We start from the raw sequence: 13,937 nt of genomic DNA on the forward strand, positions 1-13,937 counted from the left end.
ACTCGATGCGCTGCATCGACCTTGTACTCGGTCGTGAACGACCGACGCTTCCGCGACATGTGAACATCCTCCCAGCGGGACCGGTGATCCCGCTATCTCGGTGTCCACTACCTGGGGGGAACCTCACACTACATCAGCCACCCGATATCCACACGGCGAGCGCCTACGATCTCAGGCCTACACGCCCCTCCAGGCATGGGCCCGCACGATCCACCACGCCCGCCCTCACCCCCGCGGCATCGCGTACCGCGGTAAATTTCCCGGTGCACTGTGCGGGGCGCTGCTCGAACAAGCAGCAGACCCTTCCCACCCGTCCGGCACCATTACTGCCACCGTCCCGTATTGAAATCGCACGCCGAATCGACAGCGCTGCAGTCGCACTGGGGTTTAACGCCGTCTGACCCGGCAGGGTTGATCACTACAACATTCTTCGACCTCCACGACAGATCACAGATATCCGGAAGTTTCTTTTGCTCCGGAGACGACGCAGAACAACGGCAGCTTTCACGCAGGCGCCAGAAATCGGGCCCGATTCGCGCTACCGTTCTAGGCTATGGGGACCAGCTTCCACGGACCGAACCCGTGGCCACACATCACTCGCGCGATCCGCACGCGAGGCCCACGCTATGCCGCTGTCCCCTATCTCGGACACCCTGCGCCCGAACTACTTCCACTTCGCAGTGGAGACCTTCTGATCGTCAATGCTTCTACCGCGGCGATCCGCGCCCACGCCACTTCACCTGCCGTTCTTGCGCACTACCTCAGCAAGGGCGTTCGCATCCTGTCGTCGTCAACACTGCACGCCAAGGTCATCGTGACGAACCAACGAGCTGTAATCGGCTCGCCGAATGCTTCCGAAAATTCCACATTCACCCATGAAGCGGTCGTCATTTCCGATGACCCCCAAGTGGTTGCCGACAGTCGCGCGTTCATCAACAATATCGACGAAACCACTGCTGTAGACCAAATATTCATCGACAACGCCGCGCGCGAATGGGCGATCGGGCGTGCCGTACCCATACCTGGCATCACTGGCCGAATGCAGAACCTTGACAACGACTTTCCTCTTGCTCCGACCAACCGAGTATTTATCAGGCAAGTCAGCGATCACGAAACCCGTCCCTCCGTGCGCATCGCACCTGTGAAACAGACTTCAACGAAGCATCTTTCGGTCAATCCGAGCGTGAGATATCGACTCGAAACACTCAGACTCGGAAAACCAAGCAGCATGGCACGTGGGGACGTCGTCATCCGCGTCTCCACGGACAACGAATTGTTATTGCCACCCGCTGTCGTGATATCCAACCAGGATCGAATACCGGATTCCCCCAGTCATTTTCAGTTCTTTCTCCGCGTTCGCAACGACCTGCTACCGCTTCCTGTGGCAGACACCGAGAGGTATCTCGTCGAGGTCGGGCACCCCAGCGCACAACTGCGGTCCAACCACTACGTTCGCTCGCTCAGTCTTCGGGCCGAACTGTTGGCGTTGTGGAACCTTTGAGTCCTGAGAAACGAATGTTGACGGAATGCGAAGCATTCCTTCGAGTGCGCGAACAGCGCACCGTCAATACGTCGATCCGAGCAATGTACTCACGGAAGTCGAACGACGCACGACTCTAATGTTCGAATCCGGTGAACGAAATCCTCTGCGCAACTGCGATAAAGAGCATTCCGCGTGACAATATACGCGGATCGACCTCCCCCAACCGAAGTCCCTCACGATTCGCAGGCGAACACGAAGGCACAAACCCTCCCCGCTGGAAACCTACGTTCGGCAGCTGACAGGTTAAGGTGCCTTTCCGGATCTTTCAGGTGCTCCTCTCGACACGTGACCCGAGCCATCGAGCTCGCAGACGCACCATCGACTGTCCACAGACCCCCGTCTCCATCCATCTCCACGACACACGGCAGCAGTCTGCGGAAGCGCCGTCCAACACGCGGGTTACATAACCCCTCCCCCGCGTTCAGTCGCACATGAACCTCCCCGGCGTCTGACAGCATGAGAGCCAAGCATCTCCATTCGTTCCCGAAGAATCCAACCCGATTCCGACGCTAGACCCATCATCGAACCGCCGACCGCCAACGCACCCAAACTCCACCTTCAGCGAAGCCGCAGAGGTGGTCCGTCAAGCCCCTCCCTGGTCGGGCCGGCGGCGGCCTGTGAGGCGGGCCGCCGCAAAATCCCTCAGAACTCCATGGCAACATCAACCACACGCGACACACCGAACAAGCGCGCCTACCCGTATCAGTTACAGATTGGTTCTAGTCTTTCCTCATGGCACAGCACAACAAGGGACCTCGCGGACACATCGCGACTCGTGCTCCCCTCAAGCAGCACAAGGTGTACGAGGATCGGGCCGCCGAACTCGGAATCCCTGCTGGGGATTACTCCGTGCTCATACTGGCCATCACCCATGGACTGGACATACCGGACTACATCATCGACAAACTGCATCCGGACCAGCTGAGACTGCTTGAGGTCGAGGCCGCTGGATCACTGCGCCGCATCGAGCAGCTTGCGGTCGGCGCATGAACTACCCCTAGACAGCGAACAACCCCCAGGGCTTGGCGGCATCGGGGGCTGTCCGTTTATGCGGTTGTGAGAGCTTCCCAGCTCCCTGACCACCACTAACCCAGTGAAGGAAGAGGCGGTGACCACCACTACCTCGAAAGGAAGAGGCGGTGCTTACTCGATGATATCGCAGAAACGCAATTCCGCCATACTCGCGGACGTATTCGCGGTGTCATTTTTGGCACGTCCAGATCACATTTCGGCTTTCGCGGCGCTCGGATCACACTTCTGCGTCCCGAATGTCCCATCCGAGCAAGCCAGCACCGTACCCATAGTGGTACCGATGTGCGGCCGCCGGATCGAACAGACCTTCCGAACAACCGCGGCCGTGACGCGCGTACAGCGGACCCGCAGACAGGGAGGCCGCCCCTAGCCGACAACGAACGAAGTGCCCCGATACCTAACTAAACAGCGCAGACCTCTTGAAAAGCACAAAGGCCCCCGAAGGGGGTGATTGGGAGCGGACCGCATCGCGGCGAAATAAGGACTGGCAGGTCCTTGACGTCGACTGAGAACTGGCAGGTTCTCCGACATCTGTTCTCGAACATTCTCGAGAGGTGAGCTTCGAAAGTTAGCGCTTTCTCTGCTCGTACTGCATCCCCTGGAAGGGACTTACCTATGGCAGGTATGTCTCAGGGTAGCGCATACCCTGAATACAGCCCAACTCATTCCATATCACCAACCTTCGGCGTGTCGCGCATCGGCACCCAATCCGCTGTTCCTCAATCGACAGAAGTCGACGAATGGCAAGCGGCAGTCGACGATGCTCTCTCACGTATCGCGCGCCTCGAATCCGCTACACGGCAACTCAACGAGTCCACTTGCCAGCGTGGACGCTCTTGGTCCCTACCTGTCGAACCAACGGAACAAGCACGCGTTCCAGTGTGGACATCACGCAGGGAATGGCTCCGCCAATTCCGCCATCACACCACCAGCCCGGCCGGCAAGGCGTTGTGCGCGCGCAACCTGATCAAGCCCGACAAGGCTTACGCAGTGGCTCAAGCTCACGCACATTTCGCCGAATCCCACACCGGCCGCGGGGTCTCCGCAGCGAAATCAACGATCGCTGCCCGGGCCAAAGTCAGCGAATCCTCTGTCAATCGCGCCAGGCGAGTGCTCATCGCGCTGGGAATGGGCATCGAACACGTCCGGGGACGGAACCTCAAAACCCTGGAATTTCTGGCTGCTGAAGCCCATCACGGGGGTCAACAGCACCGCGCTGCATCGACATGGTCACTGTCATCCCCTCGAACAATCGTGGCAACCACACCTCACCGCAAACTCGCCAAGACGCGGCCGTCTCGCGCCTCTGAAAGAGCAACCCGCCACAGAGCTCACAACTCTCTGAGGCCCGACGTCAATCGCGTCTATCAGCCCCACAGCAGTCGACCAGGGCCGATAGGAACTGACACCCTATCTAGTGTTGGTTTTTTATCTTTTGAAGTTCTTCCGTTAGGAAGAACTCACCAACGCGCGCACGCGCGAGCCCAGCTCACAACAAAAAAACGAAGCACTTCTCGGATCACACCGCGGCCTCTGGCACTTCAGAGGACTGCAGCCGAACTCGTCAACCATGCGCCGGCTCTCAGACCGACCGGACATATCGGGGCGATCTGTGATCTTCTCCGCGATGTCAAGATCGATACGACGCGATGGACAGGACGTGACATCGCACAGACGCTTTCCCGAGACACAGCAGACCGGGGGTGGATCTGGCCAACAAGATCAAGCCTGATCTCACCGTTGGCATACCTCAGACGCAGGCTCGATGGGATCGACTGGACCGGAGAATCGCCCAGTGAACAGCGTAAATCGGCCGACCTGGCGCGAAAGAGGGAACAAGAATTACTTGAAAGCTCACATGTTCAACGTACGAAAATGGCAGCGAACCCGGAGCACCGCGCCAAGATCCTAGCCAGCATTCGGGCACACCTGACATGCACGCAGCAGCATTGAGGCTTTACTGGCCCCAATCCGGCCAAGCAATACACGTCCGAAAAACACGCCTCACGATGATCGACAAGCGTTGCCGAGAAGTGTGGCGATCCGTGGCACAGCACCCTGATCGCCACAGGTGTAAATACTCATGGCGACGTTGATCGGGACACAAAGAACCCGGAGGACAACATTTTGATCTAATACGCGGAGCTCCACAGCCATTTTCGGAGAACTGACCCCGCCCGAGCCAGTCAATGGCGGGCCGGCGGTCAGCTTCTCTGCGCTTGAAGAACGCCGCGCTGGTACGGGTTCAACATCCGAGAGGGATTGAAACGACTGCCGTTTCCTCCAATGCAGACGCGCCCGTAGGTATTCGGATCGTCTATCGGTCTATCTCTCCGAGACATGTACCTGACTGAGCATCTTTATTTGCGCAGGTAAACGGCTTTTTGTGCAGAGAAGCATGGTGCGATCACTGCGTGTGACGCATGCTTTGCGAGGCATCCTGGTCGCGCATGCCATACATGCAATGCGTGCGTTGCAAGGCATGCATTGCATGTATGGCAGCGCTGTTGCGTGAAACGGTGGGCCACCTTGCGTCGTTCGTAGCCGTCGGCACGGCAGCGCCGGCATCGTGCACGGGATACTTGTAGACGGGAAGCTGTCTCCATCCCCTCCCCACTCGGTCGAGAAGTGCGTGTGTTTCGGCGTTGCGATTCATGCGTCGCTGTATTCGAAATGTGCCCACCCACCCGAAACTTCTGCTCGCAAAGCGGCGAAATCAAGCCTAACGGAACTGATTCTTCCCACCCCGTCCCCAAGCCTAATTGCGTCACTGTGACGTAAAGTTAGTGCCTGCTCGGACTCGCTTCGGTCATTCCGTCGCGGCCGAACTTCGACTGATCCGGATCTCCACACGTCCCTTCCCTTACACGTCCGGGTTCACACCGCGACCGACCTTTCGCGCAGAATTTTCGTTTCACCGCGGGCCCCCGCTGTGTCCTGAGATGATTCCGCAATGTTGTTCGTGAGTTAGATGAGCACCCCGACTGGCAGTCAGTCGGCTGTATCTCTCAATAGAATTGGAACCCCCTCCCCTCGATCAGTGCGGTTGTTCGTCCCACGCATGTCTCAGTTTTTTCACCATCCGTGCGGTTCACGTGAGTCCTTCCTTCTGCCCTGGATGTTCGGACCCCGATGGAATGAAATATGTTCTGGCCTTCAAAGGGGTACAGGGTTCTATTGAAGTGCCCCCGGTGCGAACATCAGAAAGTTTCTGAAGTGGCAGGCTGTCTTGCCCGCCTCGCAAGGTTGGCGCGTTCCTTCCATCCCGCAAGGGCGGTGCATCGGCGGATGGCTGGGCAGGACCGCTCGCGACGGTTGAGCAATTTGTTCTGTGCGCACAGCGGAGATTGCTGAACCCTATATTTCCGCCTTTAGTCAGTTGGCTGCCCAATAGCGTCCCTTCGACTTCCTTGACAATCTGATCGAGAAGGACTGTCACACGTTTCGATTCGTGTCTGGAACGCCTCGCTACCGGGTGATCGTGGCAGCCAAGCTGCTCTTGGTCGGTCGACCTTTTGCAACGGTGTGTGACACTCACGGCAGATGTTTTTCGATTCGTTCGATGGCAATGAGTGCATTGACCTGCTATTTTGCGCGTCCACGCAATGCGTGGTCTGTATGCACAGCATGCATTGCATGCAGAAGTGAAAGACGTGCGGTGCATGCAAGGCATGTCCTGCTAGCAGTGCATGGCATGCGTGCAATCCTTGCATACCGCGTCATGCGTGCCCTGCGTGCGCTGCGAGCGTTATATGGTTTGCATGCAGAGCAACGCGTGCGTGCGGAGGTAGCACCGCTAGCGGTGCGTGCAGAGCACGCCATGCGTTGTATGTGATCAGTGCTTGGCTAGCGAGGTACGCAATGTGTGCAAAGCATGCGGGGTTTGCTAGCGAGGCATGGGTAGCATGTCGCGCATGGCGTGCATGGGTTGCGGTGAACGCGTGATGAGCATTGCACGCGCTGAACGCAAGGGTTGCACTTGATGCAATTCGTGCATGACACGCGCAGAGTGCGAGGCTTGTACGTCACGCATGACATGCGTGTTATGCTACGCGCGCACGTAATGCACAGTGTGCGTGTTTAGCGAGTGGAGCAGACTTAGCGCGCAATGCATGCAGAGCTCGGATTGCCCGTCACGCACAGTCTGCATGCAGCCCACGTACAGCGTGGATTGCGCACACAGCAAGCAATGCACATATTGCATGCAGCGCGTGGTTTACACGCAATGCACGCCTCGCAAATGTCAACGCCCTCGATGAAAGGTCCGCAATGCAGCCACGCAAAATCGCACTCGGCAACCAGAAGGGTGGCGTAGGCAAGACGGCCTCCACTCTCGGGCTTGCCAGCGCCATCACCGCGGTCGGCGGAAAAGTACTTGTCGTCGACATGGACCAACAGGGCAATACGACCGGCGGCCTCGGCGTCACTCTCGAAGAGGGCATGATGACGGCCTACCACCTCATGAACCAGACCAGAGAAGGCATTGCAGCCGAGGCGATCATTGCCACCCCATGGGATGGCGTCGACCTCATTCCCGCAGACGAAGAGCTCGGCAAAATCGAGTCGGATGGGTCGAATGACCTGGTGTTTCGCCTAGACGTTGCGTTCGAAGGGCTCGACCTTTCTCCTTATGACGCCGTGCTTTTCGACTGCCCTCCCAATATGGGCAAGGTGCTGTTCGCGGTTCTTATTGCAGCAGATGGCGTTGTCGCCATCACTGAACCCACAATCGACAGTGTCGGTGGCGTTCAGAAGCTCGAAGAGACAATCGACACCGTTCGTAAACGGGCGAATCCGAAGCTGGAATTCGACAAGATCGTGATCAGTCGTAAACGGTCTACCGGCGAACACGAGTTCAGAGAGAGCGAGCTACGGGAAACCTACGGCTCACTCGTCGCCAAGACATCGATCCCGGAACTCGCGGCCCGCCAGGACGCGCACTCGAATCGCACTCCGATTCACCAGTTCAAGGGTGGGAAAGCATTGACGCTGCAACTTGCCTACAGTGACTTGCTCGCTGAGTTGCCCATCGTGATCGGAGCCCCGGCATGAGCGTGAAGCGGGAACCTGCCATTCGTAAGACACATCCGGCTGAACTCATCCCGGAACGTCCGCCCAGGGGAGACGCGACCCCCGCGGCACCTGCAGCTACGCCACCATCGCCTTCAGCGGATCTCAGCGCCCGCAAAGATGAGGAGGAGAAGCTGTCGATGACCCACAACACGCGCATCAAACCATCGACCAAGGATCGCCTCCGGCGCGGCGTCGACAAATTGCGGTACGAGACTGGCGATCGCGAAATCAGCGAGGCATCGATGACCGAGGCCGCGCTTGACGAATACTTGAAGGCCAGAGGACTATAAGGGACCCGCGTGCATGGCATGCACTGCGTGCACGCATGATGGATTGTCTTAATTCTTGATTGTGGAGTTCGGCCCCCGGGCGAGGGCATCTTGTGTTTCGGCTGGAAGACCTAATTAGAGGCGCCTGGCACGACAGCCGAGTAGGCATATGTGGGGGACATTCCAAGGACCTCGATATTGAGAACGGCTGTCGGGTGCGGGCGGGAGGTGAACCGCCGGGGCGGGAAGTCCTTGCTGCGCGCGCAATGCCATGTCCCTCTCATCTGCTGACTGTCCGTTCTGTAGAACTTAGAAGCCTTGGCAGCGCAAAGCCTGGAGCAAATTGCGTGAACAATCCGCTGCAGTCACGCAATTCTCACGCAAAATTGCAGACCACCCCACGTCACTCTCAGATCAACAGGCACGCAGCTGGAACGACATCGCCGACGTGCTTTGAGCGCGACGCAAAAAACATCAGTCGACTCTCGGATACGACCGCTAGAAATCGCTGTCAACCCTCACCGCACGCAAAACGGACGAAACGCAGGAGGACAACCAGAAGAAATCTTCCGAAACCAGGAGGAGTCCCGCCGGCGGCAACCAGCGGGACTCCAGACCGAGAACACCCCTTGTAGGAAGGAAAACCCGATCATGGGTGATTTTAGTCTGCGCGCAGCGCGGATCCAGCTTGGAGCACTGATCGCCGCACTTCTCATCGCGATTTTCATCGCAATCGGGATCACCGCAGGCGCATTTGTCCTCTCCTTCGCGGTCCAACGAGACCTCGCGCGCCAAGGAACCATCCCCGAAAACCTCGCATGGATCTTTCCCGTCATCGTTGACAGTGCAATCTTCGGATCCACCGTCGCCATCGTCATTCTGAGCAAACTGAAGATGCATCGACGCGACAAGTACTTCTACGTTGCTGTTGCTGTTGCGGTGGTCGCGATCAGCATCCTCGGGAACGCCTACCATGCGTTCCACTCCGCAACAGTTGCGCAACAGGCCGTTGCGGCAGGTCAGAGTATCGGCTACACGCCTCTCGACCCGGCCGTTGCTGCCATGATCGCGGTCATTCCGCCGGTGCTCGTACTCGCCTTCACGCACGGTCTGGGAATCCTGATCAAAGCAACGGGTATTGCATATTCCGACTACAAGATCGAGATCGACAATGCTGCCGCAGGTGTGGGTACGGTCGCTACGCAAAGCGTCGTCATGTGCAACGAAACAGCCGTAGGAGCCCAGCCTTCTTTAGGCGTCGTAGAAACGCATGACGCGCCGGAAAGCGCTCCGCATCCGAGCCCCTCCGAACAAACGGGGTCTTCAGTGGACCCGGAGCCGTCGAACGCAGAGGCGGTGGCGCACGCCGAACTCGAATGGTTCATTGCCACATCGGACCTGCCCGACGCTGTCAAGGACACCGCACGACGCAAGCTTGCAGACCCGACTCTCACCTGGGAGCTGATCGCCCAGACGTCCAACCCTCCCGTTGCAACATCGACCTCGTGGCGCCGATACGAAAAGTTCGATACCGCGGCCCGAGCAGCTGGCTTCGACAACCCGCCGCTCATCGACATGCGAGCCTCCGATGTTCACTTCACCGACCAACTCGTCACTACAACGTGAGCAGCGCCGCAACCCGCCAACGCCAAGGTTCCCGAGCGCCAGGAATTGCATCATCATGGAGGGGTTGACCACAGCAGAGTGCCCACAGACTGCAGGTAAGGAACCCGCATTGACCGACCCAGACGACCGACACCACTTGATCGTTCCGCCCGAACCGCGCCAGCGACCCCGACAACAGCGAGCGCACGAGACGAAGGCCAAGATCCTCAAGGCAGCTGCACGCTCATTCTCGATCGATGGGTACGCCGCTACCTCCATGAACGACATCGTTGCGGAGGCTGCCTCCACGAAAGGAGCCGTGTACTTCCACTTCGACTCCAAGGAAACGATCGCGAGAGAACTCATCAACCACTGGTTGACCGCGCTCGGCGGAATCCGACAAACAACCGATGAATCAGCAATACCAGCGATCGAGAAGTTGGCTGCATTCTTCAACGGTTCAGCGGCGCTTATAGCCGACGATGCCCTGGCCCGAGCCGGCCTCAGGCTCACCACAGAAGCAGGTCTCGATACCGCCCCACCCGCTTCCGTGAGTGGGTGGAACTCGTTAGCCGACTCGTCGATACTGCGATCGCAGACGGACAGCTTCCCGCCTCTGCCGCCCAGCGCCTGGCAGCGAATCTGTGCGCGGGATTTATCGGCGCAGTTCAAGTCATACAGGTACTGGGCGACCCTGGAGATTTCACTTCACGCATCGACGACTTAGTGAACGCGTATTTGATTTCAGATGCGTAGTCCGCGCGCTGGCGAGGTCGTGAGTAGGGGAGAGGAATCGGACTCAATCCTCGCGGTGACGTCGCCAACCGTGTGCACGGTGTACTGCTAATTCCTCGACCGTAGCGAGGCAGTCGCGTCGTCGAGAGGAGTGACAAAGTGCCTGACATCGAGAGTCGAATCCCCGAAGTGCTTTGTCTCATAGCGAATATTTCAGCGATCCGAGCCGTACCGACGTGGAGACGTAACCATCGATGGGACCGTCACTGAGACTGAAGAACACCAGATAGAGATCGACCGATGAAGACAGCGGAAACCGTGTGCGTGGCAAGATGTGCCGCGTCGGGGCCGCTGAGTACTTCATCGGCCCTTGCCTCCCGTTGAAATGATCGGTTCCAGAACTCGCACGCGATGGTGGTACCAAAACGAATCCCACTTCGGTACCATCAGCATATGAGCACGCAGATCGCGGTACGACTACCGGACGAGATCGTGGAATTTCTCGACGACGAAGTCAGGGAACATCGCGCCGCCTCGCGAGCCTCACTAGTGTTGCGCGCTCTCGAACGGGAGCGTCGCCGTCAGATAGCCGCACGAGACGCGGAGATCCTCTCGGCCGCAACATCCGAACATGATTTGAGCCCCCTCGCTCACCACGCCGTGAATCGACAGCCAACAGGCTCGACCTGATGCGACCAATTCACGAAGCCAAGCTCGACACAGTTCGGCCGGTCCTCGTACTCACCCGAGAGATGGTCCGTCCACACCTCGGGACCGTCACGGTAGCGCCCATCACCGGCGAGATCCGAGGACTGTCCACTGAGGTGTCCGTCAGCGTCGCTAACGGACTATCCGCCGACGCGGTGGTCAGTTGCGACCACATCACCACCATTCCCGTCAGTGCACTCGGCAACATCATCGGTTATCTTCTTCCAGCGCAAGAGGAATCGCTGTCCATAGCCGTGCGCGCCGCCTTCGATCTCGAATGATGACGACAGTGAACGGAAAGGATGAAACATGGCGCTGAAGAAAGGGGAGCAGTTCACGCTATTCGAGCTCGAGCCACCAGAATCCGCTACTCGTTCGGACGAAGTTCCCGAACCCGATCAGCCTTCTCTGTTCGACGTTGACGACACCGCTTGTCTCGAAACGGATTCCGGGGTTGCGGAGCACCCCTGGACCGACGACATCGTCGCCCCTCCGGATGAGCGCTCCAACGAAATGGAAACGGAACCCACCCAGGCGCCAGAACTCGACGCAACCGAACCGGCCGCCCTTCCTCCCGCCAGCGAGGCAGCAGACGGCCACGCCGTCATTGTCACAGCAGCCGGCACCTACACACCATCTGGCCACACACTCACCGGCCCAGTCGATTCCATCGAAAAACTCGACAAACTCATCAGATGGGCAACGCTCACCCCGCTGGGCGCACCGGCACAGATCTGGATAGTCGGAATCGAAGCCTGCGAAATGCTCGGATGGATCATCGACCCAGGCAGCGAAGACGACGTCGACGACATGGAAATCCTCCGCACCCGCGCTGCCGAAGAACTCACCGCGATCCTCCACGCCACGCTGACCCCAATGCTGACCGCAGGATGGGAACTCCGCGGAGAACCCGGCCACGTCGTTCACCTCTCCCGCACCACCGGGAACTTCACATCCATGGTCGACATTTTCATCGAACCCTACGTGTGGACCTACTGGAACAAAGACTTCGGATGGGGCAATCGCGTGGGGGACATGGGGATCCTCGGATCACCCACCGCCGGAACCTACCTCCCCGACGACGACCTCCCCGCTGCGCAGGAACTGGGACGCCGACTCGCCTGGTGCGCACAACACCTCGGCGTGCTACCCGGCCCCACCCCAGCACGCACCGGCGCCGCCATCGTCGACAAGATCAAACGCGACCGCACCCGCAGCGGTAAAGGAATCGTCGTCACTGTCGGTGGACCGGTCCCACCGCTGGACGGCGAACCCCGCGGAGATCTCGAACCTGCAGTCGGATGGACCCGCATCCCGGACCTCGAAGAACTTTCCGACGCAAAACAACTGGTATCGATAGACCAACGAGCTGCGTACCTCGCTTCCGCTGGCATGCTCGAATTCGGCTACGGAAAACCTCGACATCTTCGCGGCGAGAACGCGCTCGACGCTGCGCGGCAATCGAAAACCCCGTTCGGACTCTGGCGTGTAACCCTCCCACCGGGTGACATGCTGGCGCTCCCACCCGCTCTACCGTTGCCTCACCCACACATGCTCGCCGACCAACCTGTGCAGACCTGGATCACCACCGTCAGCCTCGATGCACTTCAAACGTCCATCGCCGATGGCGGAATCGGCGCAGAACTCGACGACCTCGACATCGCAGAAGCATGGGTCTACCCCGAACAGGGTCGAGCCCTCGACAAGTGGGCGAAATTCTTGCGAGAAGCCCGCAAAGTTGCCGTCGACACAGGCGACACAGCAATGAAACGGTTCATCGGCGCCTGCTACAAGGGTTACATCGGCCGAATGGTCAACCCCGACATGTGGACCGCCAAACAAATGCAACACCACCACCAACCGCTCTGGCGAGCAGCGATCATCGCACACTGCCGCTGGCGAGGCCGCCGCGTCGCGATGCGCATCGCACGCGAAACCGGGCGTTGGCCACTGCGCACCGTCACCGACTCCTGGGTCTACCCCCTGCCCCCGGGCATCGACATCGCAGACGAGAGTGACGCACTCGGGAAAATGACTCTGGAAAAGAGCGCCCCGCTCACCGAAAACATAACCGTCATGCTGACCGACGCACGCGACACCCACGAGATCAACCTCGCACTCAAAGCTGCGTTCACCGACGAAGATGAAGGAAACATATAGTGGCCCTGCATCTTCCGAAACCGCGATCAACCAAACCCGCACAGAAGACCGTCGGCTTGGACGGACTCAACGTATCCGTCTCGACAGCAGCGACCAGCGGTATCGAAAAATCTAAATCGGTCAAAAGTGGGGGATTGGCCGGACTCACCAGCAAAGTCTCCGTACGCCAGCTCCGTACCGAAATCGGCAAAGAAGGCCTACGGCAAGCAGCTGTCGACGCCGGAAGAAAGCCACCCTCTGACCGAACACTGCGCCGCTGGGCGCAGCAAGGACGAATCCCACACCCCGACGTCACCGAACGTGCACAACGGCGAGCCGCCATCGAACGCCTCGGCGGAATCGACGCTGTCGCAAAGAAAATCGGCCGTTCACGATCAGCGGTCTCGCGCTACCGTTCCGGCGAAACGAACGAACTGCGCGCTGACGCGAAAAGGAAACTCAAAAACGTCAAAGCCCGAGACATCATGGACCGCGCCGGCGTCCTACGACCCGACGGGCAACCCAAAAAGGCCACCATCCGAGTCCGCGGGGGAGTGTCCGTCCGCAACGGTTCCGAAGAAGGTTACGACTATCGAGTGCGTACCCTCGATTTCGCGAACTCCGACAGCCCCTTCAGTCTCGACGAAACACGAGAACTCGCCATGGCTTTGGCCAACGACGATCATGCCCGGGTGGTTGCCATCCTCGAACGTCACGCCACGATGGATTACCCTGAAAACAAGGGATTCGACCAGTACGGCGACACTTTCGGATTTCACTTCGATTCCATCGAATCCGTCCACATCGACTGGACATAGAACCGCCTGCCCTGC

At 58.9% G+C, this 13,937-nt stretch carries 11 protein-coding genes; 10 read left to right on the forward strand and 1 reads right to left on the reverse strand.

The features are described 5' to 3' along the window. Nucleotides 1-553 precede the first annotated feature (553 nt). From G8767_RS30575 to G8767_RS30600, 6 genes are all read left to right on the forward strand, one after another. A complete protein-coding gene (locus tag G8767_RS30575) occupies nt 554-1,501 on the forward strand; it encodes a phospholipase D family protein (protein ID WP_042926643.1) in 948 nt (315 codons plus the stop codon). Nucleotides 1,502-2,275: 774 nt separating this feature from the next. Beyond that, nucleotides 2,276-2,533: a hypothetical protein gene (locus G8767_RS30580; RefSeq protein ID WP_007733695.1), complete on the forward strand. Its 258-nt coding sequence runs from the start codon at nt 2,276-2,278 to the stop codon at nt 2,531-2,533. A 4,311-nt stretch (nt 2,534-6,844) separates the two neighbouring features. Continuing rightward, nucleotides 6,845-7,627 (forward strand): ParA family protein, encoded by a 783-nt coding sequence (locus tag G8767_RS30585; RefSeq protein WP_007733691.1) that lies wholly within the window; start codon nt 6,845-6,847, stop codon nt 7,625-7,627. Further along, nucleotides 7,624-7,938 carry a hypothetical protein gene (locus G8767_RS30590; RefSeq protein WP_030537937.1) on the forward strand — a complete coding sequence of 105 codons (315 nt, stop codon included), beginning with the start codon at nt 7,624-7,626 and terminating at the stop codon, nt 7,936-7,938. The genes G8767_RS30585 and G8767_RS30590 overlap by 4 nt, the downstream gene beginning before the upstream one ends. A 630-nt stretch (nt 7,939-8,568) precedes the next feature. Then, a complete protein-coding gene (locus tag G8767_RS30595) occupies nt 8,569-9,543 on the forward strand; it encodes a DUF2637 domain-containing protein (protein WP_030537938.1) in 975 nt (324 codons plus the stop codon). Between the two features lie 109 nt (nt 9,544-9,652). Next, the gene (locus G8767_RS30600) at nt 9,653-10,249 is read left to right on the forward strand and encodes a TetR family transcriptional regulator (protein WP_230587716.1); all 597 of its coding nucleotides are present in this window, start codon (nt 9,653-9,655) and stop codon (nt 10,247-10,249) included. A 207-nt stretch (nt 10,250-10,456) separates the two neighbouring features. On the opposite strand, the gene G8767_RS30605 is transcribed toward G8767_RS30600, so the two are convergent. After that, the gene (locus G8767_RS30605) at nt 10,457-10,621 is read right to left on the reverse strand and encodes a hypothetical protein (RefSeq protein WP_166813627.1); all 165 of its coding nucleotides are present in this window, start codon (nt 10,619-10,621) and stop codon (nt 10,457-10,459) included. Between the two features lie 89 nt (nt 10,622-10,710). Here G8767_RS30605 and G8767_RS30610 point away from each other — a divergent pair, with 89 nt between their 5' ends. From G8767_RS30610 to G8767_RS30625, 4 genes are read left to right on the forward strand one after another with little or no spacing between them, the layout of a single operon-like run. Further along, complete coding sequence (locus G8767_RS30610; protein ID WP_007733686.1) at nt 10,711-10,947, forward strand: YlcI/YnfO family protein; 237 nt, start codon at nt 10,711-10,713, stop codon at nt 10,945-10,947. After that, entirely contained in the window at nt 10,947-11,246 is a 300-nt protein-coding gene (locus tag G8767_RS30615; RefSeq protein WP_007733685.1) for a type II toxin-antitoxin system PemK/MazF family toxin, read from the forward strand. Before G8767_RS30610 ends, G8767_RS30615 begins: the two co-directional genes overlap by 1 nt. Nucleotides 11,247-11,274: 28 nt before the next feature. After that, complete coding sequence (locus G8767_RS30620; protein ID WP_149357466.1) at nt 11,275-13,125, forward strand: hypothetical protein; 1,851 nt, start codon at nt 11,275-11,277, stop codon at nt 13,123-13,125. Continuing rightward, entirely contained in the window at nt 13,125-13,922 is a 798-nt protein-coding gene (locus G8767_RS30625) for a hypothetical protein (protein ID WP_042926979.1), read from the forward strand. Before G8767_RS30620 ends, G8767_RS30625 begins: the two co-directional genes overlap by 1 nt. Nucleotides 13,923-13,937 lie beyond the last annotated feature (15 nt).

It is taken from the genome of Rhodococcus sp. IC4_135 (assembly GCF_011602025.1).
GTDB lineage: Bacteria > Actinomycetota > Actinomycetes > Mycobacteriales > Mycobacteriaceae > Rhodococcus_F > Rhodococcus_F baikonurensis.

Bases quoted from the DNA above. Each gene is read 5' to 3' on its own strand.
- G8767_RS30575 (WP_042926643.1), top strand. From the start codon at position 554: ATGGGGACCAGCTTCCACGGACCGAACCCGTGGCCACACATCACTCGC.
- G8767_RS30580 (WP_007733695.1), top strand. From the start codon at position 2,276: ATGGCACAGCACAACAAGGGACCTCGCGGACACATCGCGACTCGTGCT.
- G8767_RS30585 (WP_007733691.1), top strand. From the start codon at position 6,845: ATGCAGCCACGCAAAATCGCACTCGGCAACCAGAAGGGTGGCGTAGGC.
- G8767_RS30590 (WP_030537937.1), top strand. From the start codon at position 7,624: ATGAGCGTGAAGCGGGAACCTGCCATTCGTAAGACACATCCGGCTGAA.
- G8767_RS30595 (WP_030537938.1), top strand. From the start codon at position 8,569: ATGGGTGATTTTAGTCTGCGCGCAGCGCGGATCCAGCTTGGAGCACTG.
- G8767_RS30605 (WP_166813627.1), bottom strand. From the start codon at position 10,621: ATGAAGTACTCAGCGGCCCCGACGCGGCACATCTTGCCACGCACACGG.
- G8767_RS30610 (WP_007733686.1), top strand. From the start codon at position 10,711: ATGAGCACGCAGATCGCGGTACGACTACCGGACGAGATCGTGGAATTT.
- G8767_RS30615 (WP_007733685.1), top strand. From the start codon at position 10,947: ATGCGACCAATTCACGAAGCCAAGCTCGACACAGTTCGGCCGGTCCTC.
- G8767_RS30620 (WP_149357466.1), top strand. From the start codon at position 11,275: ATGGCGCTGAAGAAAGGGGAGCAGTTCACGCTATTCGAGCTCGAGCCA.